The following is a 23,979-nucleotide window of genomic DNA, read 5'->3' as shown; positions in this document are numbered from 1 at the left end:
ATGACTGAGCGTCTCCCGCTGATGGCGGGCAACTGGAAGATGAACCTCGACCACCTCGAGGCCATCCAGCACACCCAGAAGCTGGCGTTCTCGCTGGCCGACAAGGACTACGAGGCCGTCGAGGTCGCCGTCCTGGTCCCGTTCACCGACCTGCGCTCGGTGCAGACCCTGGTCGACGGCGACAAGCTGAAGCTCAAGTACGGCTCGCAGGACATCTCCCAGCACGACGGCGGGGCCTACACCGGCGAGGTGTCCGGCCCGATGCTGGCGAAGCTGAAGGTCGCCTACGCGGTCATCGGCCACTCCGAGCGCCGCCAGTACCACGGCGAGAACGAGGAGATCGTCAACGCCAAGGTCAAGGCCGCCTACCGCAACGGGATCACCCCGATCCTGTGCATCGGCGAGCCGCTGGAGATCCGCAAGGCCGGCACCCACGTCGCGTACACCCTCGCCCAGCTCGACGGCGCCCTGGACGGCGTCCCGGCGAGCGACGCCGAGAGCATCGTCGTCGCGTACGAGCCGGTCTGGGCGATCGGCACCGGCGAGGTCGCCACCCCCGAGGACGCGCAGGAGGTCTGCGGCGCGATCCGGGCCCGGCTGGCCGAGCTGTACGGGGCCGAGCTGGCCGACAAGGTCCGCGTGCTGTACGGCGGTTCGGTGAAGTCCTCGTCCGCGGCCGGTCTGATGGCCAAGCCCGACATCGACGGCGGCCTGATCGGCGGCGCCTCGCTGGACGCCGACGAGTTCATCAAGATCGTGCGCTACCGTGAGCAGGCAGTAGGCTAACGCCCCTGCGGCAACGTAGGCTTTGGGGCCGGACCGCGTGGAGCGGGCCCGGCCCCTTCGCCGAAGATTCGAGAGAGTTGGTCCCGTCGTGGTTCTCGGGTTCGAGATTGCTCTGATCATCCTGAGCTTGCTGATGATCCTGCTGGTGCTGCTCCACAAGGGCAAGGGCGGCGGCCTGTCCGACATGTTCGGTGGCGGCGCGGCCTCGACCGGTGGCGGCTCCGCGGTGGCCGAGCGCAACCTGGACCGCATCACCGTGATCATCGGCATCGGTTGGTTCGCCTGCATCGTGGTCCTCGGGCTGCTGCTCAAGACCAACTGAGACGAAGTCGGCGGGCGATGGTGGCGAAGGCTTAACTCCCGCTTACACTAGGACGACTTCGCCACCGTCCGCCCAGCCGCGGCCGGACGGCACCAGCACGCAGGGAGTCAGACCGTGGCAAGTGGCAACGCGATCCGGGGCAGCAGAGTCGGCGCCGGCCCGATGGGCGAGGCGGAACGCGGCGAGTCCGCCCCGCGCAACCGCATCTCCTTCTGGTGCGCGAACAAGCACGAAACGCGCCCCAGCTTCGCCGCCGAGGCGGCCATCCCCGACACCTGGGACTGCCCGCGCTGCGGCTTCCCGGCCGGCCAGGACGAGCACAACCCGCCCGCCCCGGCCCGCAACGAGCCCTACAAGACCCACCTCGCCTACGTCCGCGAGCGTCGCACCGACGCGGACGGCGAGGCGATCCTCGCCGAGGCGCTGGCCAAGCTGCGCGGCGAGATCTGAGCGGAGCGGAGCACGACGCGAAGGGCGCCACCGGTCACCGGTGGCGCCCTTCGCGCGTACGGGGGCGAGCCCCTAGTGGGCGAGTTTGCCCGCGGCGGCCTCGTCGAGGAACCACAGGGTCTGCTCGGTGCCGCGGACCGCGCCGGCCGGGGCCGTGGCGGCTCCGGGGGCGGTGCGGGCCAGGGCGACCGCCTCGGCCTTGTCCTCGCCCGCGGCCAGCAGCCAGACCTGGCGGGCCCCCCGCAGGGCGGGGAGGGTCAGCGAGAAGCGGGTGGGCGGGGGCTTGGGCGAGTCGTGCACGGCGATGACGGTGCCGTCGGTGCGCTCGGTGCCGGGGTGGCCGGGGAAGAGCGAGGCGACGTGCGCGTCGGGGCCGACGCCGAGCAGCAGGACGTCGAAGACGGGCAGTTGCGCGCCGCCGTCGGCCGCGGCCGCCAGGTCGGCGGCGTAGCGGCCCGCGGCGTCCTCGGCCGATCCGCCGCCGTCCGCGGGCATCTCGTGCACCCGGGCGCCGAGCGGCCGGACGGCGTCCAGGAACGCGGCGGCCTGGACGGCGTTGCGGTCCGGGTCGCCGGCCGGGAGGTAGCGCTCGTCGCCCCACCACAGGTCGACGTGCGCCCAGTCGACCGCGTCGCGCGCCGGGTGGGCGGCGAGCGCGGCCAGCAGGGCGTTGCCGTTGCGGCCGCCGGTGAGCACCAGGTGGGCGGTGCCGCGGGCGGACTGGGCGTCGACCAGGGCGGTGAGCAGCCGGGCGGCGGCCGCCTGGGCCAGCAGCGCGGCGTCCCGGTGGACCAGGACCCGCTGCCCGCCGCTCACTGGCCGCTCCGCTTGCGCGGGGCGGCCTTGGCGGCCTTCTTGGCCGTGGTCCGCTTGGCCGCCGCGGTCTTGGCCGGCAGCTTGGCGGTGACCCGGGTCGGGTTGGCGACCGCGGCCTCGACCACCTTGGGCTCCTCCGCCGCCGCGGGGGCCTCGGCCTCCACGGTGCCGCCGGGGCCCGCGTGCTCGACTCCGGCGATCCGCTCGCGCAGCCGGTCGACCGGGGTGCGGACGGCGGTGGCGTAGATGTCGTCGGGGTCGAGGCGGCGCAGCTCCTCGGCGATCAGTTCGGCGGTGTCGCGGCGCTTGAGCGCGACCATCCGGTCGGGCGCGCCGGGCATGCAGAGCGTGCCGAGCAGGCCGTCGGGGCGGTCGAGGGTGATGTCGCCGTCCGCGGTGCGCAGCCGCACCGCGGTGATGCCGGGGCCGCCGGTGACGACCCGTTCGACCGGGACGCGCAGGCGGTTGTGCAGCCACAGGCCGAGCAGTTCGACGCTGGGGTTGTACGACTCGCCCTCGACCACGGCGCCGGTGATGGTGACCTCGCGCTGGTCCAGGGCGGCGGCCAGCATGGAGCGCCAGCCGGTGATCCTGGTCCAGGCGAGGTCGGTGTCGCCGGGGGTGTAGCCGGCCGCCCGCTGGGCGAGCTGGCCGACCGGGGACTCCGCGGTCACCGCGTCGGTGATGCGGCGCTGGGCGAGCGCGCCCAGCGGGTCCTGCGCGGGGTTGAGCGGGGCGTTGTCCGGCCACCAGACCACCACGGGGGCGTCGGGCAGCAGCAGCGGCAGGACCACCGACTGGGCGTGCGCGGCGAGTTCGCCGTGCATGCGCAGGATGACCGTCTCGCCGCTGCCCGCGTCGGTGCCGACCAGGATCTCCGCGTCGAGCCGGGTCTCGGCCCGGGCGCGGGGGGAGCGGCCGGCCCGCTTGATGACGGCGAGCGTCCGCGAGGGGTGCTCGCGGGAGGCGTCGTTGGCGGCCTTGAGGGCGTCGTAGGCGCTGCCCTCGTCGGTCACGATGACCAGGGTCAGCACCATGCCGGCGGCGGTCGAGCCGCTGGACCGGCGGGCGTCCATCAGGGCAGCGTTGATCTTGCTGGACGTGGTGTCCGTCAGGTCGATCTTCATGGCCGGCGCCAGCTCCTGCCGTCTCGTGCGAGCATCTCGTCCGCCTCGACCGGCCCCCAGGTGCCGGCCGGGTACTGCGCGGGCTTGCCGTTGGCGTCCCAGTACTGCTCGATCGGGTCGAGGATCTGCCAGGACAGCTCGACCTCCTGGTGCCGCGGGAAGAGGTTCGCGTCGCCCAGCAGGACGTCCAGGATGAGGCGCTCGTACGCCTCGGGGCTGGACTCGGTGAAGGACTCGCCGTAGGCGAAGTCCATCGTGACGTCGCGGACCTCCAGCGCGGTGCCGGGGACCTTCGAGCCGAAGCGCACGGTGACGCCCTCGTCCGGCTGGACGCGGATCACCAGGGCGTTCTGGCCGAGCTCCTCGGTGGCGTAGGAGTCGAACGGCAGGTACGGGGCGCGCTGGAAGACCACCGCGATCTCGGTGACCCGGCGGCCCAGCCGCTTGCCGGTGCGCAGGTAGAACGGGACGCCCGCCCAGCGCCGGTTGTTGATCTCCAGCTTGATGGCGGCGTAGGTGTCGGTCCGGGACTCGGGGTCGATGCCGTCCTCGTCCAGGTACCCGACGACCTCCTCGCCGCCCTGCCAGCCCGCCGCGTACTGGCCGCGCACGGTGTGCGCGCCCAGGTCGGCGGGCAGCTTGACGGCGCTGAGCACCTTCAGCTTCTCGGCGACCAGCGCCTTCGGGTGGAAGGACGCCGGCTCCTCGATGGCGGTCAGCGCCATCAGCTGCAGCAGGTGGTTCTGGATGACGTCACGGGCGGAGCCGATCCCGTCGTAGTAGCCGGCCCGGCCGCCGATGCCGATGTCCTCGGCCATGGTGATCTGCACGTGGTCGACGTACGACCGGTTCCAGATCGGCTCGAACATCTGGTTGGCGAAGCGGAGCGCCAGGATGTTCTGGACGGTCTCCTTGCCCAGGTAGTGGTCGATCCGGAAGACCTCGTCCCGGGGGAAGACCTCGTGGACGATCCGGTTCAACTCCTGGGCGCTGGCCAGGTCGTGGCCGAACGGCTTCTCGATGACCGCCCGGCGCCACGACCCGGCCGGCGGGTCGGTCAGGCCGTGCTTCTTGAGCTGCTGGACCACGGTCGGGAAGAACTTCGGCGGCACCGACAGGTAGAACGCGAAGTTGCCGCCGGTGCCCTGCGCCCGGTCGAGGTCCTCGATGGTGCGGCGCAGGGTGTCGAAGGCCTCGTCGTCGCCGAAGTCGCCCTGGACGAAGCGCATGCCCTTCGCCAGTTGCTGCCAGACCTCCTCGCGGAAGGGGGTGCGGGCGTGCTCCTTGACGGCGTCGTGCACCTCGTTGGCGAAGTCCTCGTCCTCCCACTCGCGGCGGGCGAACCCGACGAGCGAGAAGCCCGGCGGCAGCAGGCCGCGGTTGGCGAGGTCGTAGACCGCCGGCATCAGCTTCTTGCGCGACAGGTCGCCGGTGACGCCGAAGATCACCAGTCCGGACGGGCCGGCGATCCTCGGGAGCCGCCGGTCGGCGGGGTCGCGCAGCGGGTTGACGGGCCGGTCCGGGGTGTCGCCCGCGGCCGGTTCCGTGCCCTCCACATCCGGGTACGGCTGGGTGTTGCTCACTGTGGTGTGCTCCGCTTCCGTGACGTCAGTTCGTGAGCAGGAGTCAGTTCTTGCCGTGCGCGTCGAGCGCCGCGGTGACGGTTTCGAGCAGCTCCGTCCAGGACGCCTCGAACTTCTGCACGCCCTCGTCCTCCAGGACCTGGACCACGTCGTCGTAGTCCACGCCCGCGGCGGCGACCGCGTCGAGCACGGCCTTGGCGTCGGCGTAGTTCGGGGTGATGGTGTCGCCGGTGACCTGGCCGTGGTCGTCGGTGGCGTCCAGGGTGGCCTCGGGCATGGTGTTGACGGTGCCCGGGGCGACCAGCTCGGTCACGTAGAGGGTGTCCGGAAGGTTCGGGTCCTTGACGCCGGTGGAGGCCCACAGCGGGCGCTGCGGCTTGGCGCCGGCCGCCTCCAGGGCCGCCCAGCGGGCCGAGGCCGGCTTGGAGCCGTCCACCGAGCCGTAGACCTCCTCGTACGCCTGGTAGGCGAGGCGGGCGTTGGCGACGGCGGCCTTGGAGCGCAGCTCCTTGGCCTCGGGGGTGCCGACCGCGTCCAGGCGCTTGTCGATCTCGGTGTCCACGCGGGAGACGAAGAACGAGGCGACCGACTCGATCTGCGAGAGGTCGAGGCCGGCGGCCTTGGCCTGCTCCAGGCCGGTCAGGTGGGCGTCGATGACGGCCTTGTAGCGCTCCAGCGAGAAGATCAGCGTGACGTTGACGCTGATGCCCTTGGCCAGCACCTGGCTGATCGCGGGCAGGCCGCCCATGGTGGCGGGGATCTTGATCAGCACGTTGGGGCGGTCGACCAGCCACCACAGCTGCTTGGCCTCGGCGACGGTGGCGTCGGTGCGGTGGGCCAGGCGCGGGTCGACCTCGATGGAGACCCGGCCGTCGCGGCCGTTGGAGGCGTCGTACACGGGGCGCAGCACGTCGGCGGCGTCGCGCACGTCGGAGGTGGTGATCATGCGGATCGCCTCCTCGGTGGTGACCTTGCGGACCGCGAGGTCGGTCAGCTGGCCGTCGTAGGCGGCGCTGCCGCTGCCGATGGCCTTCTGGAAGATGGTCGGGTTGGTGGTGACGCCGACGACGTGCTTCTCCTGCACCAGCTCGGCCAGGTTGCCGGAGTTCAGGCGCTCCCGGCTCAGGTCGTCGAGCCAGATCGCCACGCCTTCTTCGCTGAGGCGGTTCAAAGCGTCGGTCATGGTGCTCAGTCCCTCTTCTTCTTTTCGTACGTCTGGTGGAGTTCGGGGAGCCGGTCCGGGGCTGTGCGGATACCCCGGACCGGGCGGGTCACCGCGTCAGCGGGAGACGGCCTCGACCGTGCGCAGCGAGGCGCGGGCGGCGTTGGCGACCGCGTCGGCGGTGATGCCGAACTCCTGGTACAGCACCTGGTAGTCGGCGGAGGCGCCGAAGTGGTCCAGGCTGATGATCCGACCGGCGTCGCCGACCAGCTCGCGCCAGCCCTGGGCGATGCCCGCCTCGACCGAGACCCGGGCCCGGACGTTCGGCGGCAGCACGCTGTCGCGGTACGCCTGGTCCTGCTCGTTGAACCACTCCACCGACGGCAGCGAGACCACCCGGGTCGGGACGCCCTCGGACTGCAGCACCTCGCGGGCCTGCACGGCCAGCTGCACCTCGGAGCCGGTGCCGATCAGGATGACCTTGGGCTCGCCGCCCTCGGCCTCGGCCAGCACGTAGCCGCCCTTGGCCGCGCCCTCGGCGGAGCCGAACACCTCGCGGTCGAAGGTCGGCACGCCCTGGCGGGTCAGCGCCAGGCCGACCGGGCCGGGGTGGCTGGTCTGCCGCTCCAGCACGGTGCGCCACACCACGGCGGTCTCGTTGGCGTCCGCCGGGCGGACCACGGCCAGGCCGGGAATGGCGCGCAGCGCGGCCAGGTGCTCGACCGGCTGGTGGGTCGGGCCGTCCTCGCCGAGGCCGATCGAGTCGTGCGTCCAGACGTAGACCACCGGCAGCTTCATCAGCGCGGCGAGCCGGACCGCGGGGCGCATGTAGTCGGAGAACACCAGGAAGGTGCCGCCGTAGACGCGGGTGCGGCCGTGCAGCGCGATGCCGTTCATCACCGAGCCCATGGCGTGCTCGCGGATGCCGAAGTGGATGGTGCGGCCGTACGGCGAGGCGCTCTTGAGCGGGTTGCCCTCCGGGAGGAAGGAGGACTCCTCGTCGATGGTGGTCAGGTTGGACTCGGCGAGGTCCGCGGAGCCGCCCCAGAGCTCGGGGACCAGCTTGCCGACCGCCTTGAGGGTGTCGCCGGAGGCCTTGCGGGTGGCGACGTCCTTGCCGGCCGGGAAGACCGGGATCGCCTTCTCCCAGCCGTCGGGCAGCTCGCCGATCTGGATCCGGTCGAACTCGGCGGCGCGCTGCGGGTTGGCGGCGCGCCAGTCGGCGATCTCGGCGTCCCAGGCGGCGCGGGCCGCCTGGCCGCGCTGGACGACCTTGCGGGCGTGCGCGACGACCTCGTCGGAGACCTCGAAGGTCTTGTCCGGGTCGAAGCCGAGCACCTTCTTGGTGGCGGCGATCTCGGCGTCGCCGAGGGCCGAGCCGTGCGCCTTGGCGGTGTCCTGGGCGTTCGGCGCGGGCCAGGCGATGATGGTGCGCATCGCGATGATCGACGGCTTGCCGGTCTCGGCCCGGGCGGCCTCCAGCGCGGCGGCCAGCGCGGCCACGTCGATGTCGCCGTCGGCCTTCGGGGCGACCCGCTGGACGTGCCAGCCGTACGCCTCGTAGCGGGCCAGCACGTCCTCGGAGAACGCGGTGGCGGTGTCGCCCTCGATCGAGATGTGGTTGTCGTCGTACACCGCGACCAGGTTGCCCAGCTTCTGGTGGCCGGCCAGCGAGGACGCCTCCGCGGAGATGCCCTCCTCCAGGTCGCCGTCGGAGACGATCGCCCAGACGGTGTGGTCGAACGGCGAGGTGCCGGGCGCCGCGTCCGGGTCGAATAGGCCGCGCTCGTAGCGGGCGGCCATCGCCATGCCGACCGCGTTGCCGATGCCCTGGCCCAGCGGGCCGGTGGTGGTCTCGACGCCCGCGGTGTGGCCGTGCTCGGGGTGGCCGGGGGTGCGGCTGCCCGCGACCCGGAAGGCCTTCAGGTCGTCCAGCGACAGCCCGTAGCCGGACAGGAACAGCTGGGTGTACAGCGTGAGGGAGGTGTGCCCGGGGGAGAGCACGAAGCGGTCCCGGCCCACCCAGGTCGGGTCGGTCGGGTCGTGGCGCAGGAAGCGCTGGAAGATGAGGTACGCGGCGGGAGCCAGCGACATGGCCGTGCCGGGGTGCCCGTTCCCCACCTTCTGCACGGCGTCCATCGCCAGGACCCGGGCCGTGTCGACGGCCCGCTGGTCCGACTCGCTCCACTCAAAGACGTTCGGCGTGGTGCTCACCCTGACTCAGGGCTCCTTCCGGATTCTGTGAAGTGTGACCCCGTGAAGAGGACCGGTCGGCCACGCCGCTGTGGCTGGTGCAGATCACGGAGGGTTGATCCCGCTTCTCCGTGCGAGCCTACCGTTTGCGGCGCACCTCACCCTCTGTGCCGGGGCAACGTGAGACGGCGGCGTCGCATTCCACCGCCGGGTCGTCAATCGCTCTGTCCCACCTTCACCCGTACGGGGAGGGTTTGCCCGTCCCGTTGGGCAGGACGGGAGCGGGCACGGCTCGCCGGGGACCCCGGGGCGGATCGGGAGATATGGAACGTCTATGGTTGCGTGGTACGCGCAGAGCGGACGGCGGGCACCCTGCGGGTTCTCCGGGTCGCCTGTGGAAGTTCATCGACTGTTGAGGTGTCCGTGACCGCCGTCGAATCCCGCCCCGCAGGGGTGGTGGTAGGGACGAGGACCGCGCCCCGGCCGTTCGGGGCCCGCGTCGGGGCCTTCGTGGCCCTCACCAAGCCCCGGATCATCGAACTCCTGCTGATCTCCACGGTGCCGGTGATGTTCCTGGCCCAGGGCGGCGTCCCCGACCTGTGGCGGGTGCTCGCGGTCGTGGTCGGCGGCTACCTCTCGGCGGGCGGCGCCAACGCGCTCAACATGTACATCGACCGGGACATCGACGCGGTGATGTCCCGCACCGAACGGCGTCCGATCGTCACCGGCATGGTCTCCCCGCGCGAGGCGCTGGTCTTCGGCGTCACGCTGGCCGTGGTCTCCACCCTGTGGCTCGGCGTCCTGGTCAACTGGCTCTCCTCGGCGCTCGCGCTGGGCGCCCTGCTGTTCTACGTCTTCGTCTACACCCTCGGCCTCAAGCGCCGCACCTCGCAGAACGTGGTGTGGGGCGGCATCGCCGGGTGCATGCCGGTGCTGGTCGGCTGGTCCTCGGTCACGGACTCGCTGTCCTGGGCGGCCCTGGTGCTGTTCCTGGTGGTGTTCTTCTGGACGCCGCCGCACACCTGGGTGCTGATGATGAAGGTCCGCGACGACTACGCCAAGGCCGGGGTGCCGATGCTGCCGGTGATCCGCGGCAACATCGGCGTCGCCAAGCAGGTCGTCGCCTACTCCTGGGTGATGGTCGCGACCTCGCTGCTGCTGTGGCCCGCCGCGCACACCAGCTGGCTGTACCCGACCGTCGCCGCGGTCCTCGGCGCGCTGTGGATGAAGGAGGCCTACGCCCTCCAGTCGCGCGCCAGGGCGGGCATCGTGGGCGCCAAGCTCAAGGAGATGCGGCTGTTCCACTGGTCGATCACCTACCTGACCCTGCTGTTCCTGGTCGTCGCGATCGACCCCTTCGTGGGCTGACCCCCTCCTGCTCGACCCCTCGGCCTCAGCGCGGCGGAAGCTCGCTGGGGCCGACGTGGTTCTCCAGCCAGGCGTGCAGCGGCTGTGCCGCGTGCAGGAAACCGGTGATCCGGCCGTACGCCTCCGCGGTGCCCAGCCAGGCCGCGGGCTCCCACTCCTGCCAGGCGATCAGGCCCTTGTGGCGCAGCAGTTCGATCCGCGGGTGGTCCTTGGGGACGCCGCGCGGCGCGGTCTTCAGGCTGTCCCGTCCCACCACCTGCGGACCGGCCGCGCGGACGGCCGCCACCACCCGCTCCAGTTCGGCGCCCGGCACGTCCTCGGCCACCGCGGCGCGGTAGCGCGCCAGTTGGTCGCTCGCCAGGTGGTAGTAGCCCAGCCCGCAGGCCAGCCCGTCCGCCGACAGCTGCACGTAGCCGCCGGACTCCAGGTACCCGCCGATGTGCGTCTTGTACGGGGACTTGTCGGCGGAGAACCGGACGTCCCGGTTCGGGCGGAAGATCTTCCCCGGCCCGAACTCCGGCTCCAGCCGCGCCAGCAGCGCCTCCATCGGCGCCCGCACCACCTCGTCGTACACCGCGCGGTGCGCGGCCCAGAAGGTCTTCGAGTTGTCGGCCTCCAGGTGCTCGTAGAACTCCAGCGCCTCGGCCGGCCAGCCACGGAAATCGTTCACTCGGACAGTATTCACGCCGGGCACCTGACCCGCCGTCAGGTGCTAGGTTGCGGACGTCCGCCGAGAGCACCGGGAGAGCGCCGATGACGCCCCGCACCACCACCGTCGCGATCGTCGGCGCCGGGCCCGCCGGGCTGGTGCTCGCGCACCTGCTGCGCCGGGCGGGCGTCGACGTCGCCGTCCACGAGCGGCTCTCCCGGGCCGAACTGGAGGGCGCCGCCCGGGCCGGGGTGCTGGAGCACCGGGTGGTGGAGCACCTGCGCGGGCTGGGACTCGCGGACCGGCTGGTCGCGGCGGGGGAGCGGCACGGGCGGTGCGAGATCACCTGCCTCGGCGAGAAGGTCACCGTCGACTACGGCGCGCTCTCCGGCGGCGCCCGGCACTGGGTCTACCCGCAGCAACTGCTGGTCCGCGACCTGATCGCCGCCTACGAGGCGGACGGGGGCACGATCGCCTTCTCCTCGCCGGTCGGCGCGGTGGCGGTGGACGGCGACGGCAGGCCCGTGCTGCGCACCGCGGACGGGGAGCTGCGCGCCGCCTGGGCGGTCGGCTGCGAGGGCGCGCGCGGCCCGGTCGCCACCGCCCTCCCCGACGGCGCCGAGGGGCCCGCCCGCCGCTACCCGTACGACTGGCTGACCGTGCTGGCCCGGATCGACCGGCCGGTGGGGACGATCCGCTACGCGGTGCACGCCGACGGCTTCGCCGGGATGATGCCGCGCACCGCCGACATCGGCCGGTTCTACCTGGAGGTGCCCGCCGGGGAGCGGTTGGACGGCTGGGACGCGGACCGGATCCGGGCCGAGCTGGCGCACCGGCTGGAGCTCGGCGGCGCGGACCCGGTGCCCGGCGAGCTGCTGGAGACCGGCGTGCTGCGGATGCGCGGCCGGGTCGCCCGCCGGATGCGGCACGGGCGGCTGCTGCTGGCCGGGGACGCCGCGCACACCGTCACCCCCTCCGGCGCCAAGGGCCTCAACTCGGCCGTCGCCGACGTCGTCGACCTGGCCGGGGCGCTGCTGGCGGACCTCGACGGCGACGGCGACGGCGGCGCGCTGGACGGCTACCAGCGGCGCCGGCTGGCGGCGGCCTGGCGCACCCAGGAGTTCTCCGACGGACTGCTCGACCTGCTCCACCTGCCCGCGGGCCTGCCGCCCGAGCAGCGCGAGTTCGCGCTGCGGCTGCGGCTGGAGCGGATCCACCGGATCGCCCGCCCCGGTCCGGAGGCCACCGCCTTCGCCCGCGCCTACGCCGGGGCCGGGGAGCTGCTCGCCGCGGAGGTGTGGGCTCCGGCACAGCGCGCAGCCGTCGCCACCGGCGCTACCCCTCGGTAGCATGCGGGCATGACCAACGCGGACACCGCCACCACCCCCGCGCCGGACGCCCGCGCCGAGCGCCGCGCCAAGCGCATTGCCAAGCACCTGAGCAGCTTCGCCGCGCGGCACGGCGGCAGCGCCGACGGCGTCGTGGAGTACGTCGGCGCCGCCGCCACCCGGATCGTCCTGGTCGGCGCGGACGGCGCCTGGGGCGACCAGGTCGCGCCCAGCTACCCGGTCGGCCGGCGGGCCGCCGAGCTGGCCGGGATCACCCTGCACGACAGCTTCGAGGGCGAGCTGGGCCTGAAGGTGAAGACCGGCCCGTACGAGTGGAAGCGGATGGCGGGCATCCAGATCTGACCCGCCCGCACACGACGGAGGCCCGCCGGGAACCCCTTGGACCCAAGGACCCGGCGGGCCTCCGTCGTGCCCGGGCCTCAGGCGACCAGTTCGGCGGACGGGGCGGCGGACTGGGCCGGGATGCCCGCCCGGGTGCGCAGGGCCAGTGGGACGCGCAGGGCGGCGCCCCAGATCACCGCGGCGCCCAGCATGTGCAGGCCGACCATGACCTCCGGGGCGTCCGTGAAGTACTGGACGAAGCCGAGCAGGCCCTGCAGCAGCAGCAGCACGAACAGCTCCCGCACCCGGGCCCGGGCGGCGGGCGGGGCCTTGACCGCGGCGAACACCAGCAGCGCGGCCAGCGTCAGGCCCACCGCGAGGAACACCAGGTCGGCGTGGGCCTGGGCGAGGCGGTCGTAGTCGAGCGGGATGCGCCAGGTGCCGGCCGAGCCCGGGTGGTGGCCCGCGCCGGTGACCAGCGTGCCGACCAGCACCAGCGCCCCGATCGAGGCCACCAGCACCTGCGCGAAGCGCTGGATCCCGGGCGCCACCAGCGGGTGCGGCGCGCCGTCGCCCTCCTTGCCGCGCTCCCAGCCGAGCACGGCCGCCCAGACCAGGCCCAGCGCGGCGACCATGTGCAGCGCCACCACGTACGGGTTGAGGTCGGTCAGCACGGTGATGCCGCCGAGCACCGCGTTGGCGACCACCATCCAGAACTGGGCCCAGCCGAGCCTGGTCAGCGAGCGGCGCCAGGGCTTCGCGCAGCGGGCGGCCAGGATGAACCAGCCGATCGCGGCGGACAGCACGTAGGTGAGCATCCGGTTGGTGAACTCGATGACGCCGTGCACGCCCATCTCGGGCGTCGGCGTCACGCTGCCGTCGGTGCAGGCGGGCCAGGTGGTGCAGCCCAGGCCGGAGTCGGTCAGCCGGACGGCGCCGCCGGTCACCACGATCACCACGCTCATCACCAGGGCGGCCAGCGCCGCCCGGCGGACGTGCTGCGGGGTCGGGTGCCAGCGGGCGGCGAGGAGGGAGAGCGGGTTGGTCACCGGACCATCGTAGGCGGGCTTACGCGGTGCTCCGGCCGCGGGCGCGGCGGTGCGGGCGGAGGGCGGCCGAGGGCGGCCGGGGGCGAAACGTTCCGGTACGGGCGGGAGACAAAAAGGATCATTTCGAGCGTGTCGGTCAACGGCCTTGACCTGCCGAGTCACCGGCCGGGAGAGTGCGCCCTGGTCCATACCTTTTTCCGGGTTTGGCTCATCTCACACTCCTGCCCGGACCCACACGCGGAGTCTCCTGCACATGCGCAAGTCCATATCCGCTGCCGCCGTGGCGCTCGGCGGCTCGCTCGCCCTCGCGGCCCTGGTCGTCCCGACCGCCGCGACCGCCGCCCCCGCGACGGGCGGCACCTGCTTCGACCTCGGGGTCGCCGGGAAGTACGGCGAGTTCATCGAGGGCGACGACACCCACAGCCCGGACGCCGAGGGCGCGGTCGCGATCGGCGGCAACGCCGACTTCAGCAAGTCCGGCTTCACCGTGGGCAACGAGCTCACCAAGGCCGAGGTCGACGCCCTGCCCGGCGGCTACGCGCTGGTGGTGGGCGGCGACCTGATCCAGAAGGGCGCCCACGTCCAGGTCATGAAGGGCAAGGGCGTCTACGCCGGCAAGGTCGTCGGCGGCGGCCAGCTGGAGGGCGTCTCCAAGGGCAGCTCGCCGATCGACTTCGGCAAGGAGTTCGCCAACCTGCGGCACGTCTCCACCGAACTGGCGAAGACCACGGGTGGCGCCCCGGTCTCCCAGGACAAGAAGATCACCTTCACCGGCACCGACGCGACCACCAACGTGTTCACCGTCAGCGCCGAGGTGCTGCAGAAGGCCGGGGACGTCTACCTCGACGTCCCGGCCGGCTCCACCACGGTCATCAACGTCACGGGCGGCGCGTACGACCAGAACAAGGGCCCGACCACCGGGTTCTGGATCCGGGACCACGCCAAGTCGGCGTACGTCCAGGACGACAAGTCGCAGTCCGCGGACGGCGGCGCCGAGCGCGCGAAGCTGCTGTGGAACTTCCCGACCGCGACCTCGGTCACCAAGCGCAGCGGCAACGCCTGGCCGGGCAGCATCCTCGCCCCGAACGCGGCGTTCGACCTCGGCACCGGCGGCCCGGTCAACGGGTCGGTGTGGGCCAAGTCGCTGACCGGCAGCGGCGGCGCCGAGACCCACCACTACCCGTTCGCGGGCTGCCTGCCCGGCACCACCACCACCGTGCCCTCGGGCAGCCCCTCGCCGTCGGCGAGCACCGGCACCGGCACCCCCGGCACCCCCGGGAGCCCGGCCCCGTCCGGCAGCGCCCCGGCGACGCCCGGCGGCTCGGCGAGCCCGCAGCCGAGCGCGAGCGGGTCGGGCAGCGCGGCCCCGTCCCCGTCGGCGAGCCGCACCGGCTCCACCGGCGGCGGCTCGAACGGCGGCGGTGGCGGCGGTGGCGGCCTGGCGTTCACCGGCGCCGAGGGCATCACCACGCTGACCGTCGGCGGCATCGTGGTGCTCGCCGCGGGCGGCGGCATCGTCTACGCGGCGCGCCGCAAGAAGGCCAACGGGGCCTCCTGAGCGGTGAGTCGAGAAGGACGACGGCCCCGGGAGCGGTGTTCCCGGGGCCGTTCTCCGTGCGGGGGCGGGGGCGAGGGCTACTCCCAGCGGAAGAAGCGGGACGCGGCGGCCAGGCCCAGCACCGACCAGCCGGCCAGGACGCCCAGGTCGGCCCAGGGGACGCCGCCGCCGAGCTGGAGGACCGAGCGCAGGCCGTCGGAGAGCGCCGAGATCGGCAGCAGCTCCAGCACCGGGCGCACCGCGCCGGGGAACTTCGACAGCGGGACGACCACGCCGCCCGCCAGCAGCAGCAGGACGAACACCAGGTTGGCCCCGGCCAGCGTGGCCTCCGCCCGCAGGGTGCCCGCCATCAGCAGGCCCAGGCCCGAGAAGGCGGCGGTGCCCAGCACCAGCAGGAGCAGCACCGCCAGCGGGTTGCCGTGCGGGGACCAGCCCAGCGCCAGCGCGATGCCGGACAGCAGCAGCACCTGCAGCAGTTCGGTGACCAGCACGCAGCCGGTCTTCGCGGACAGCAGCGCCCAGCGCGGCAGCGGCGTCGCGCCCAGCCGCTTGAGCACGCCGTAGCGGCGCTCGAAGCCGGTGGCGATGGCCTGCCCGGTGAACGCGGTGGACATCACCGCCAGCGCCAGCAGGCCCGGGGCCAGGAAGTCGACCCGCTCGCCCGGGCCCTCCACGTCCACCACGTCGACCGCGGAGAACAGCACCAGCAGCACGGTCGGGATGACCACGGTGAGCAGCAGCTGCTCGCCGTTGCGCAGCAGCATCCTGGTCTCCAGGGCGGTCTGCGCGAGCAGCATCCGGCCGACCGGGGCGGCGCCCGGGCGGGGGGTGAGGTCGGTGGCGGTCATCGCAGGTCCCGTCCGGTCAGGTCGAGGAAGACGTCTTCGAGGCTGCGGCGCTGCACCGCGAGCTTGTCGGGCATCACCCCGGCCTCGGCGCACCAGCCGGTGACGGCGGCCAGCAGGGCGGCGTCGAGTTCGGCCTCGACGCGGTAGGAGCCGGGGGCGGGCTCGGTGACCACGGCCCGGTCGGGGAGGACCTTGCGCAGCGAGGCCAGGTCGAGGGCGGGCGGGCCGTCGAAGCGCAGCTGGGCCTCGGTGCCGCGCAGCGCGTCGGGGGAGCCCTGGGCGATGACCCGGCCGCGGTCGACGACGGCGACCTCGTCGGCGAGCTGCTCGGCCTCGTCCATCTGGTGGGTGGTGAGGACGACGGTGACGCCCGCGGCGCGCAGTTCGGTGACCAGCTCCCAGGTGGCGCGGCGGGCCTGCGGGTCGAGGCCGGCGGTGGGCTCGTCCAGGAAGACCAGCTCGGGGCGGCCGACCACGGCCATCGCCAGGGCCAGGCGCTGCTGCTGGCCGCCGGAGAGCCGGCGGTACGGGGTGCGGCCGCAGGAGTCCAGGCCGAGGCGCTCGGCGAGCGGGCCGACCGGCAGCGGGTGGGCGTACAGCTTGGCGGTGTGCTGGAGCATTTCGAGGGCGCGCGCACCGGCGTACACGCCCCCCGACTGGAGCATCACGCCGATCCGCGGCCGCAGCCGCGCGGCCTGGGCGACCGGGTCCAGGCCGAGGACCCGGACGGTGCCCGCGTCGGGGCGGCGGTAGCCCTCGCAGGTCTCGATCGTGGTGGTCTTGCCCGCGCCGTTGGGGCCCAGCACCGCGGTCACGGTGCCCCGGGCGATGGTCAGGCTCAGCCCGTCCACGGCGGTCTTGTCGCCGTACCGCTTGACCAGTGCGGTCACCTCGACGGCGGGGTCTGCATGCATACCGGCGAGTCTAGGAGGAGTTCACGGCGCCCCTCGGGTAAGGCTTGCCTTTCGTGACGGACGCCACCGGTGAGGCGTGGATCACGGCTTGTCTCCGGTCGGCGAATTACGCAACAATCGTGTTGTGAAAAACATCCGCGAGCACGCGACCCAGTCCGGGGAGCCCGACGCTCCCGGCTGTGCCGTGCCCGCGACGGCCCCGGAAGCCCTGGCCGAGGCCCACCTGGCGACCCGGGACCGGGTCGCCCGCTCGATCCTCGACCACGGCCCCTCCTCGGCCGCCGACCTGGCCAGCCGCCTCGGCCTGACCCCGGCGGCCGTCCGCCGCCACCTCGACGGCCTGGCCGCCGCCGGGCTGGTCCACGCCCGCGAGCAGCGGGTCTACGGCAGCCGCGGCCGGGGCCGCCCGGCCAAGGTGTTCGCGCTCACCGACGGCGGGCGCGACGCCTTCTACCAGGCCTACGACCAGCTCGCCGCCGACGCGCTGCGCTGGATCTCCGAGACGGCCGGCGGCGGCAGCGCGGGCGAGGAGGCGGTCGCCGCCTTCGCCCGGGCCCGGCTCGCCAAGCAGGGCGAGCGCTACCAGGACGCGCTGGCCGCGGCCGCCGCCGAGCGGCGCGCCGAGGCACTGGCCGAGGCGCTCAGCGCCGACGGGTACGCTGCCACGGTGCGGCGGGTCCCGTCCGCCGCCGCGGCGCCCGCCGCACCGGCCGGCGCCCAGCTCTGCCAGCACCACTGCCCGGTCGCGCACATCGCCGAGCAGTTCCCGCAGCTCTGCGAGGCGGAGACCGAGGTCTTCTCCCAGCTCCTGGGCACCCATGTGCAACGGCTGGCCACCATCGCCCACGGCGACGGGGTCTGCACCACGTATGTGCCGGCACCCGGTGCCGCACCGTCGTCCCCCCGGACGCCCGGTGCCGCGCCGACTGCCGGTACGTCCCCCATCGAAAACGGCTCGTCCGCGCGGAGGAACCTCGCATGACTGACATCGCACACCCCGAGCTCGAAGGCCTCGGCACGTACGAGTACGGCTGGGCCGACTCGGACACCGCCGGAGCCACCGCCAAGCGCGGTCTGAGCGAGGACGTGGTCCGCGACATCTCGGCGAAGAAGAACGAGTCCGAGTGGATGCTCGACCTCCGACTCAAGGGCCTCAAGCTGTTCGGCAAGAAGCCCATGCCGACCTGGGGCTCCGACCTGTCGGGCATCGACTTCGACAACATCAAGTACTTCGTGCGCTCGACCGAGAAGCAGGCCGAGTCCTGGGAGGACCTGCCCGCCGACATCAAGGCCACCTACGACAAGCTGGGCATCCCGGAGGCGGAGAAGCAGCGCCTGGTCGCCGGTGTCGCCGCCCAGTACGAGTCCGAGGTCGTCTACCACCAGATCCGCGAGGACCTGGAGGAGCAGGGCGTCATCTTCCTGGACACCGACACCGCGCTCAAGGAGCACCCGGAGCTCTTCAAGGAGTACTTCGGCACCGTCATCCCGGCCGGCGACAACAAGTTCGCCGCGCTGAACACCGCGGTGTGGTCCGGCGGGTCGTTCATCTACGTGCCGAAGGGCGTGCACGTGGACATCCCGCTGCAGGCCTACTTCCGGATCAACACCGAGAACATGGGCCAGTTCGAGCGGACGCTGATCATCGTCGACGAGGACGCCTACGTCCACTACGTCGAGGGCTGCACCGCGCCGATCTACTCCTCGGACTCGCTGCACTCCGCGGTGGTCGAGATCATCGTCAAGAAGGGCGGCCGCTGCCGCTACACGACCATCCAGAACTGGTCGAACAACGTCTACAACCTGGTCACCAAGCGCGCCGTGGCGTACGAGGGCGCGACCATGGAGTGGATCGACGGCAACATCGGCTCCAAGGTCACCATGAAGTACCCGGCCGTCTACCTGATGGGCGAGCACGCCAGGGGCGAGACCCTGTCGATCGCCTTCGCGGGCGAGGGCCAGCACCAGGACGCCGGCGCGAAGATGGTCCACATGGCGCCGAACACCTCCTCGCACATCGTCTCCAAGTCGGTGGCGCGCGGCGGCGGCCGCACCTCCTACCGCGGCCTGATCGAGATCGGCGAGGGCTCGCACGGCGCCAAGTCGAACGTGCTGTGCGACGCGCTGCTGGTGGACACCGTCTCCCGCTCGGACACCTACCCGTACGTGGACGTCCGCGAGGACGACGTGTCGATGGGCCACGAGGCGACCGTCTCCAAGGTCTCCGAGGACCAGCTGTTCTACCTGATGAGCCGCGGCCTGAGCGAGACCGAGGCGATGGCGATGATCGTGCGCGGCTTCGTCGAGCCGATCGCCCGCGAGCTGCCGATGGAGTACGCGCTGGAGCTGAACCGGCTGATCGAGCTGCAGATGGAGGGCGCGGTCGGCTGACGCGCCGTCAGCCCCGCCACCCGCCGACCATTCCCGAAAGAGAGCAACACGAACAGCCATGGCTGAGCAGAACACCCCCGGCTCCACCACCGCCGGTTCGATCGAGGTCGGCACCGCCGGCGCCGGAGAGCAGCTCGCCGGCCCCGGCACCGGGCGCGACACCGTCCGGCAGCCGATCGACGCCCGGGTCGCCGTCAAGCCGTCCTTCGACGTCAACGACTTCCCGGTGCCGACCGGCCGCGAGGAGGACTGGCGGTTCACCCCGCTGCACCGCCTCGGCGGGCTGCACGACGGCACGGCGGCCACGGCCGCCAAGGGCGAGGACAAGATCGAGCTGGGCCTGCCGGAGGGCGTCACCTCCGAGCTGGTCGGCCGGGACGACGCCCGGGTCGGCAAGGCCGGCACCCCGGTGGACCGGGTCGCCGCGCAGGCGTTCAGCGCCTTCGAGCAGGCCCTGGTGGTGACCGTCCCCAAGGAGACGGTGCTCACCGAGCCGGTCCGGATCGACGTCCACGGCGAGGGCGGCACCGCCTTCGCCCACCTGGTGGTCGAGGTCAAGCCGTTCGCCGAGGCCGTCGTGGTGCTGGGCCACACCGGCACCGGCACCCGGGCCGCCAACGTCGACCTGCTGGTCGGCGACGGCGCCAAGCTGACCTTCGTCTCCGTGCAGGACTGGGAGCGGGAGGCCGTGCACGTCGCCCAGCAGAACGCGCTGGTCGGCCGGGACGCCTCGTTCAAGTCGGTGGTCGTCACCTTCGGCGGCGACGTGGTGCGCCTGCACCCGCGGGTCACCTACGCGGCCCCCGGCGGCGAGGCCGAGCTGTTCGGCCTGTACTTCGCGGACGCCGGGCAGCACCTGGAGCACCGCCTGGTGATCGACCACGACACCCCGCACTGCCGCTCCAACGTCGCCTACAAGGGCGCGCTGCAGGGCCAGGACGCGCACGCGGTGTGGATCGGCGACGTGCTGATCCGCGCGGCCGCGCTCGGCACCGACACCTACGAGCTCAACCGCAACCTGGTGCTCACCGACGGCGCCCGGGTCGACTCCGTCCCCAACCTGGAGATCGAGACCGGCGAGATCGTCGGCGCCGGCCACGCCTCCGCCACCGGCCGCTTCGACGACGAGCAGCTGTTCTACCTGCAGTCCCGCGGCATCCCGGCCGACGAGGCCCGCCGCCTGGTGGTGCGCGGCTTCTTCGCCGAGCTGGTCCAGCAGATCGGCGTCGCCGAGATCCAGGACCGGCTGCTGGAGAAGATCGAGGCCGAGCTGGAAGAGACCGTGGCATGAGCTACGTCCGCGCCTGCGCGCTGAGCGTCCTGCAGGAGGACGTGCCCAAGAAGGTGGAGCTGAACGGCGTCCCGGTGGCGATCGTCCGCACCGACGAGGGCGTGTTCGCGATCAACGACACCTGCTCGCACGCCAACGTCTCGCTGTCCGAGGGCGAGGTCGAGGACTGCATGATCGAGTGTTGGCTGCACGGCTCCAGCTTCGACCTGCGCACCGGCAAGCCGTCCGGGCTGCCCGCGACCCGGCCGGTCGCCGTCTACCCCGTAAAGATCGAAGGGGACGATGTGCTCGTCTCCGTCAACCAGGAGAACTGAGTACCCCATGGCAACGCTTGAAATCCGCGACCTGCACGTCTCCGTCAACGCTGAGGGCGGCCCGCGGGAGATCCTGCGCGGCGTCGACCTGACGGTCAAGCAGGGCGAGACCCACGCGATCATGGGTCCGAACGGCTCCGGCAAGTCGACCCTGGCCTACTCGCTGGCCGGTCACCCGAAGTACACCGTCACCGGCGGCCAGGTGCTGCTGGACGGCGAGGACGTGCTGGAGATGTCCGTCGACGAGCGCGCCCGGGCCGGCCTCTTCCTGGCCATGCAGTACCCGGTCGAGGTGCCCGGCGTCTCGGTCTCCAACTTCCTGCGCACCGCCGCCACCGCCGTCCGCGGCGAGGCCCCCAAGCTGCGGCTGTGGGTCAAGGAGGTCAAGGAGGCGATGGCCGCCCTGCAGATGGACCCGGCCTTCGCCGAGCGCAACGTCAACGAGGGCTTCTCCGGCGGTGAGAAGAAGCGCCACGAGATCCTCCAGCTGGAGCTGCTCAAGCCGAAGGTCGCGATCCTCGACGAGACCGACTCCGGCCTGGACGTCGACGCGCTGCGGATCGTCTCCGAGGGCATCAACCGGGTCCGCTCCACCGGCGAGGTCGGCACCCTGCTGGTCACCCACTACACCCGCATCCTGCGCTACATCAAGCCCGACTACGTGCACGTCTTCGCGGGCGGCAAGATCGTCGAGTCCGGCGGCGCCGAGCTCGCCGACAAGCTGGAGGAAGAGGGCTACGAGAGCTACGTGAAGGGCGGCGCTTCCGAGTGACCCATTCCCATCTGACCGGACTGCTGGACACCGACGCCATCCGCAAGGACTTCCCCGTCCTGTCGCGGCAGCTGCACGACGGCAAGCCCCTGGTGTACCTGGACAACGCGGCGACCTCGCAGAAGCCGCGCCAGGTGCTGGACGCGCTCAACGCCTACTACGAGCAGCACAACGCCAACGTCCACCGCGGCGTGCACGTGCTCGCCGAGGAGGCCACCGCGCTGTACGAGGGCGCCCGGGACAAGGTCGCGGCCTTCGTCAACGCGCCCAGCCGCAACGAGGTGATCTTCACCAAGAACGCCTCCGAGTCGCTCAACCTCGTGGCCAACATGCTGGGGTGGGCCGACGAGCCGTACCGGGTCGACGCCGACTCGGAGATCGTCATCACCGAGATGGAGCACCACTCCAACATCGTGCCGTGGCAGCTGCTCGCGCAGCGCACCGGCGCGAAGCTGAAGTGGTTCTCGCTCACCGACGAGGGCCGGCTCGACCTGTCCAACATGGACGAGCTGATCACCGAGAAGACGAAGATCGTCTCGGTGACGCTGGTCTCCAACCTGCTGGGCACCGTCAACCCGGTGGACGCCATCGTCCGCAAGGCGCAGTCGGTCGGCGCGCTGGTCTGCGTCGACGCCTCGCAGGCCGCCCCGCACGCCGTGCTCGACGTGCAGGCGCTGGAGGCCGACTTCGTCGCCTTCACCGGACACAAGATGCTCGGCCCGACCGGCATCGGCGTGCTGTGGGGCCGCCAGGAGCTGCTGGAGGACCTCCCGCCGTTCCTCGGCGGCGGCGAGATGATCGAGACCGTCACGATGGGCTCGTCCACCTACGCCCCCGCGCCGCACAAGTTCGAGGCCGGCACCCCGCCGATCGCCCAGGCCGTCGGCCTCGGCGCCGCCATCGACTACCTGTCGGCGATCGGCATGGACAAGATCGCCGCGCACGAGCACGCGATCACCGCGTACGCCATCGAGCGCCTCACCGAGGTGCCCGACCTGCGGATCATCGGCCCGCGCACGGCCGTCGACCGCGGCGCGGCGATCTCCTTCACGCTCGGCGACATCCACCCGCACGACGTCGGCCAGGTCCTCGACGAGCAGGGCATCGCGGTCCGGGTCGGCCACCACTGCGCGCGGCCGGTCTGCCTGCGGTACGGAATTCCGGCGACCACCAGGGCGTCGTTCTACCTGTACTCCACGCCCGGCGAGGTGGACGCGCTGATCGACGGCCTCCACCACGTCCGCAACTTCTTCGGCTGAGGTGGCTGCCATGAAGCTCGACTCGATGTACCAGGAGATCATCCTGGACCACTACCGCAACCCCCACGGCAAGGGGCTGCGGGACGGGGACGCCGAGGTCCACCACGTCAACCCCACCTGCGGGGACGAGATCACCCTGCGGGTGCGGCTCGACGGCGCCGTCGTCGCGGACGTCTCCTACGAGTCGCAGGGCTGCTCGATCAGCCAGGCCTCCGCCTCCGTGCTCAACGACCTGGTGGTCGGCAAGCCGGTCGGCGAGGCCCAGCAGATCCAGGAGGCCTTCCTCGAACTGATGCAGAGCAAGGGCCAGTCCGAGGGCGACGAGGACCTGCTGGAGGACGCCGTCGCCTTCGCCGGGGTCTCCAAGTACCCGGCCCGGGTCAAGTGCGCCCTGCTCAGCTGGATGGCCTGGAAGGACGCCACCGCCAAGGCGCTCGGCGGCCAGCCCCCCCTCACCGACTGACGCCCGTAAGGACACTGGTACACATGAGCGAGAACGAGACGGCCGAGGCCGCCGAGGCCACCGCCGCGGAGGCTCCTGCCGCCGAGGCCACCGCCGCGGAGGCCACCGACAGCCCCGGGGCGTTCACCAGCGCCGGGACGGTCTCCACCGAGGACCTCATGGAGGCCCTGATGGACGTCGTCGACCCCGAACTGGGCATCGACGTCGTCAACCTCGGCCTGATCTACGGCCTGCACATCGACGAGGACGACACCGCCACCGTCGACATGACGCTGACCTCCGCAGCCTGCCCCCTCACCGACGTCATCGAGGACCAGGCCCGCACCGCCACCGACGGCCTGGTCAAGGACCTGCGGATCAACTGGGTCTGGATGCCGCCGTGGGGCCCCGACAAGATCACCGACGAGGGCCGCGACCAGCTGCGCGCGCTCGGCTTCAACGTCTGAGCCGTCGGGCCGCAACGACCAGGGACGGGCGCCTCCGGGGGTCCGTCCCTGGTCGTTGCGGCGCTCCGGGCCCGAACCGGACTGCGGATCCATGGGTTCCGGGGGGCGATGGCCGAGCAGCGCGAGCAGGAGGGCCTGCGGCGCAAGCGGCTGCGGATCGCGGCCGTGGTCGGCCTCCGCGTCCTCGGCAGGGCCCGCCAACTCGCCTGCGGGCAGGGCCGGTTCGGCCCCGCCCGCCGACCTGCGCGGCGGGATCCTGAACGCCAACAGCGGCAAGGCACTGGAGATCGCCGACTCCACCACCGCCGACGGCGGCCGGGCCCAGCAGCGGACGTACTCCTCGAACCCCACCGTGCAGTGGGTGCTGCACGGCACCGCCGGGGGCTGGGAGATCCGCAACGCCAATAGCGGCAAGTGCCCGGAGGTCGAGAGCTCCGGCCTGGACAACGGCGCCACCGTCCGGCAGTGGACCTGCCACCCGGCCACGGCCACCACGGCCTGGAAGATCCGGCGCCCCGCCGGGCGGTTCCGTCGGGGCGCCAGGGGGC

Annotated in this window: 24 protein-coding genes and 1 pseudogene; 16 read left to right on the top strand and 9 right to left on the bottom strand. The window is 72.4% G+C overall.

All coding sequences use genetic code 11. The annotated features are described in order from the left end of the window. The 3 genes from tpiA to ACFY00_RS09410 all read left to right on the top strand — a co-directional run bounded on the left by tpiA (nt 1) and on the right by ACFY00_RS09410 (nt 1,558). Nucleotides 1-786, top strand: a complete 786-nt coding sequence (tpiA, locus tag ACFY00_RS09420) for a triose-phosphate isomerase (RefSeq protein ID WP_388029020.1) — start codon at nt 1-3, stop codon at nt 784-786. 88 nt (nt 787-874) lie between these two features. Continuing rightward, nucleotides 875-1,108: a preprotein translocase subunit SecG gene (gene secG, locus ACFY00_RS09415; RefSeq protein WP_388029017.1), complete on the top strand. Its 234-nt coding sequence runs from the start codon at nt 875-877 to the stop codon at nt 1,106-1,108. Between the two features lie 162 nt (nt 1,109-1,270). After that, complete coding sequence (locus tag ACFY00_RS09410; protein WP_014138616.1) at nt 1,271-1,558, top strand: RNA polymerase-binding protein RbpA; 288 nt, start codon at nt 1,271-1,273, stop codon at nt 1,556-1,558. A gap of 72 nt (nt 1,559-1,630) precedes the next feature. On the opposite strand, the gene pgl is transcribed toward ACFY00_RS09410, so the two are convergent. The 5 genes from pgl to tkt form a co-directional block, all read right to left on the bottom strand. After that, nucleotides 1,631-2,374 (bottom strand): 6-phosphogluconolactonase, encoded by a 744-nt coding sequence (gene pgl, locus ACFY00_RS09405; RefSeq protein WP_388029014.1) that lies wholly within the window; start codon nt 2,372-2,374, stop codon nt 1,631-1,633. Continuing rightward, entirely contained in the window at nt 2,371-3,501 is a 1,131-nt protein-coding gene (gene opcA, locus ACFY00_RS09400) for a glucose-6-phosphate dehydrogenase assembly protein OpcA (protein WP_388029012.1), read from the bottom strand. The genes pgl and opcA overlap by 4 nt, the downstream gene beginning before the upstream one ends. Beyond that, nucleotides 3,498-5,057 carry a glucose-6-phosphate dehydrogenase gene (zwf, locus tag ACFY00_RS09395; protein ID WP_388029207.1) on the bottom strand — a complete coding sequence of 520 codons (1,560 nt, stop codon included), beginning with the start codon at nt 5,055-5,057 and terminating at the stop codon, nt 3,498-3,500. The genes opcA and zwf overlap by 4 nt, the downstream gene beginning before the upstream one ends. A gap of 70 nt (nt 5,058-5,127) precedes the next feature. Beyond that, entirely contained in the window at nt 5,128-6,267 is a 1,140-nt protein-coding gene (tal, locus tag ACFY00_RS09390; protein ID WP_388029010.1) for a transaldolase, read from the bottom strand. Between the two features lie 96 nt (nt 6,268-6,363). Further along, nucleotides 6,364-8,460, bottom strand: a complete 2,097-nt coding sequence (gene tkt, locus ACFY00_RS09385) for a transketolase (protein ID WP_388029008.1) — start codon at nt 8,458-8,460, stop codon at nt 6,364-6,366. Between the two features lie 402 nt (nt 8,461-8,862). Here tkt and ACFY00_RS09380 point away from each other — a divergent pair, with 402 nt between their 5' ends. Next, entirely contained in the window at nt 8,863-9,807 is a 945-nt protein-coding gene (locus ACFY00_RS09380) for a heme o synthase (RefSeq protein WP_388029205.1), read from the top strand. 25 nt (nt 9,808-9,832) lie between these two features. On the opposite strand, the gene ACFY00_RS09375 is transcribed toward ACFY00_RS09380, so the two are convergent. Beyond that, nucleotides 9,833-10,477 carry a DUF2461 domain-containing protein gene (locus ACFY00_RS09375; protein ID WP_388029005.1) on the bottom strand — a complete coding sequence of 215 codons (645 nt, stop codon included), beginning with the start codon at nt 10,475-10,477 and terminating at the stop codon, nt 9,833-9,835. An 83-nt stretch (nt 10,478-10,560) separates the two neighbouring features. On the opposite strand from ACFY00_RS09375, the gene ACFY00_RS09370 reads away from it, so the two are divergent. Beyond that, nucleotides 10,561-11,805 carry an FAD-dependent monooxygenase gene (locus ACFY00_RS09370; protein ID WP_388029003.1) on the top strand — a complete coding sequence of 415 codons (1,245 nt, stop codon included), beginning with the start codon at nt 10,561-10,563 and terminating at the stop codon, nt 11,803-11,805. A gap of 9 nt (nt 11,806-11,814) precedes the next feature. Continuing rightward, nucleotides 11,815-12,147, top strand: coding sequence for a hypothetical protein (locus tag ACFY00_RS09365; protein WP_388029001.1), 333 nt, complete (start codon nt 11,815-11,817; stop codon nt 12,145-12,147). A 77-nt stretch (nt 12,148-12,224) separates the two neighbouring features. Here ACFY00_RS09365 and ACFY00_RS09360 read toward each other — a convergent pair whose 3' ends face one another. Continuing rightward, nucleotides 12,225-13,175: a heme A synthase gene (locus ACFY00_RS09360; RefSeq protein ID WP_388028998.1), complete on the bottom strand. Its 951-nt coding sequence runs from the start codon at nt 13,173-13,175 to the stop codon at nt 12,225-12,227. Nucleotides 13,176-13,428: 253 nt separating this feature from the next. Between ACFY00_RS09360 and ACFY00_RS09355 the strand changes: the two genes are divergently transcribed. Continuing rightward, nucleotides 13,429-14,733 (top strand): choice-of-anchor A family protein, encoded by a 1,305-nt coding sequence (locus ACFY00_RS09355; RefSeq protein ID WP_388028996.1) that lies wholly within the window; start codon nt 13,429-13,431, stop codon nt 14,731-14,733. 77 nt (nt 14,734-14,810) lie between these two features. Here ACFY00_RS09355 and ACFY00_RS09350 read toward each other — a convergent pair whose 3' ends face one another. Both ACFY00_RS09350 and ACFY00_RS09345 read right to left on the bottom strand, forming a co-directional pair. Beyond that, a complete protein-coding gene (locus ACFY00_RS09350; RefSeq protein ID WP_388028993.1) occupies nt 14,811-15,581 on the bottom strand; it encodes an ABC transporter permease in 771 nt (256 codons plus the stop codon). Next, entirely contained in the window at nt 15,578-16,495 is a 918-nt protein-coding gene (locus ACFY00_RS09345) for an ABC transporter ATP-binding protein (protein WP_388028990.1), read from the bottom strand. Before ACFY00_RS09345 ends, ACFY00_RS09350 begins: the two co-directional genes overlap by 4 nt. A 124-nt stretch (nt 16,496-16,619) precedes the next feature. Between ACFY00_RS09345 and ACFY00_RS09340 the strand changes: the two genes are divergently transcribed. From ACFY00_RS09340 to ACFY00_RS09300, 9 genes and pseudogenes are all read left to right on the top strand, one after another. Then, on the top strand, nt 16,620-17,477 hold the full coding sequence (locus tag ACFY00_RS09340; RefSeq protein ID WP_388028987.1) for a helix-turn-helix transcriptional regulator: 858 nt from the start codon (nt 16,620-16,622) through the stop codon (nt 17,475-17,477). Further along, entirely contained in the window at nt 17,474-18,886 is a 1,413-nt protein-coding gene (sufB, locus tag ACFY00_RS09335; protein WP_388028986.1) for a Fe-S cluster assembly protein SufB, read from the top strand. The genes ACFY00_RS09340 and sufB overlap by 4 nt, the downstream gene beginning before the upstream one ends. Before the next feature lie 58 nt (nt 18,887-18,944). Continuing rightward, complete coding sequence (gene sufD, locus ACFY00_RS09330; RefSeq protein ID WP_388028984.1) at nt 18,945-20,177, top strand: Fe-S cluster assembly protein SufD; 1,233 nt, start codon at nt 18,945-18,947, stop codon at nt 20,175-20,177. After that, entirely contained in the window at nt 20,174-20,491 is a 318-nt protein-coding gene (locus tag ACFY00_RS09325; protein WP_033252501.1) for a non-heme iron oxygenase ferredoxin subunit, read from the top strand. The genes sufD and ACFY00_RS09325 overlap by 4 nt, the downstream gene beginning before the upstream one ends. 7 nt (nt 20,492-20,498) lie before the next feature. Then, nucleotides 20,499-21,263 (top strand): Fe-S cluster assembly ATPase SufC, encoded by a 765-nt coding sequence (sufC, locus tag ACFY00_RS09320; protein ID WP_388028981.1) that lies wholly within the window; start codon nt 20,499-20,501, stop codon nt 21,261-21,263. Continuing rightward, nucleotides 21,260-22,522, top strand: a complete 1,263-nt coding sequence (locus ACFY00_RS09315) for a cysteine desulfurase (RefSeq protein ID WP_388028978.1) — start codon at nt 21,260-21,262, stop codon at nt 22,520-22,522. Before sufC ends, ACFY00_RS09315 begins: the two co-directional genes overlap by 4 nt. A gap of 10 nt (nt 22,523-22,532) precedes the next feature. After that, a complete protein-coding gene (sufU, locus tag ACFY00_RS09310; RefSeq protein ID WP_285735340.1) occupies nt 22,533-22,985 on the top strand; it encodes a Fe-S cluster assembly sulfur transfer protein SufU in 453 nt (150 codons plus the stop codon). 158 nt (nt 22,986-23,143) lie between these two features. Further along, on the top strand, nt 23,144-23,431 hold the full coding sequence (locus ACFY00_RS09305; RefSeq protein ID WP_051055973.1) for a metal-sulfur cluster assembly factor: 288 nt from the start codon (nt 23,144-23,146) through the stop codon (nt 23,429-23,431). 91 nt (nt 23,432-23,522) lie between these two features. After that, a pseudogene (locus ACFY00_RS09300) lies at nt 23,523-23,936 on the top strand (RICIN domain-containing protein); the annotation flags it as partial. Nucleotides 23,937-23,979 lie beyond the last annotated feature (43 nt).

Origin of the sequence: Kitasatospora sp. NPDC001540 (genome assembly GCF_042894345.1) — a bacterium.
GTDB classification, from domain to species: Bacteria; Actinomycetota; Actinomycetes; order Streptomycetales; family Streptomycetaceae; genus Kitasatospora; species Kitasatospora phosalacinea_C.
This window is presented reverse-complemented; position numbering and strand designations above follow the sequence as displayed.

What these genes read in the sequence shown, in the direction of transcription:
- tpiA (WP_388029020.1), top strand. Translation starts at nt 1, where the DNA reads ATGACTGAGCGTCTCCCGCTGATGGCGGGCAACTGGAAGATGAACCTC.
- ACFY00_RS09410 (WP_014138616.1), top strand. Translation starts at nt 1,271, where the DNA reads ATGGGCGAGGCGGAACGCGGCGAGTCCGCCCCGCGCAACCGCATCTCC.
- opcA (WP_388029012.1), bottom strand. Translation starts at nt 3,501, where the DNA reads ATGAAGATCGACCTGACGGACACCACGTCCAGCAAGATCAACGCTGCC.
- tal (WP_388029010.1), bottom strand. Translation starts at nt 6,267, where the DNA reads ATGACCGACGCTTTGAACCGCCTCAGCGAAGAAGGCGTGGCGATCTGG.
- ACFY00_RS09370 (WP_388029003.1), top strand. Translation starts at nt 10,561, where the DNA reads ATGACGCCCCGCACCACCACCGTCGCGATCGTCGGCGCCGGGCCCGCC.
- ACFY00_RS09365 (WP_388029001.1), top strand. Translation starts at nt 11,815, where the DNA reads ATGACCAACGCGGACACCGCCACCACCCCCGCGCCGGACGCCCGCGCC.
- ACFY00_RS09355 (WP_388028996.1), top strand. Translation starts at nt 13,429, where the DNA reads ATGCGCAAGTCCATATCCGCTGCCGCCGTGGCGCTCGGCGGCTCGCTC.
- ACFY00_RS09350 (WP_388028993.1), bottom strand. Translation starts at nt 15,581, where the DNA reads ATGACCGCCACCGACCTCACCCCCCGCCCGGGCGCCGCCCCGGTCGGC.
- ACFY00_RS09345 (WP_388028990.1), bottom strand. Translation starts at nt 16,495, where the DNA reads ATGCATGCAGACCCCGCCGTCGAGGTGACCGCACTGGTCAAGCGGTAC.
- sufB (WP_388028986.1), top strand. Translation starts at nt 17,474, where the DNA reads ATGACTGACATCGCACACCCCGAGCTCGAAGGCCTCGGCACGTACGAG.
- sufD (WP_388028984.1), top strand. Translation starts at nt 18,945, where the DNA reads ATGGCTGAGCAGAACACCCCCGGCTCCACCACCGCCGGTTCGATCGAG.
- ACFY00_RS09325 (WP_033252501.1), top strand. Translation starts at nt 20,174, where the DNA reads ATGAGCTACGTCCGCGCCTGCGCGCTGAGCGTCCTGCAGGAGGACGTG.
- sufC (WP_388028981.1), top strand. Translation starts at nt 20,499, where the DNA reads ATGGCAACGCTTGAAATCCGCGACCTGCACGTCTCCGTCAACGCTGAG.
- sufU (WP_285735340.1), top strand. Translation starts at nt 22,533, where the DNA reads ATGAAGCTCGACTCGATGTACCAGGAGATCATCCTGGACCACTACCGC.
- ACFY00_RS09305 (WP_051055973.1), top strand. Translation starts at nt 23,144, where the DNA reads ATGGAGGCCCTGATGGACGTCGTCGACCCCGAACTGGGCATCGACGTC.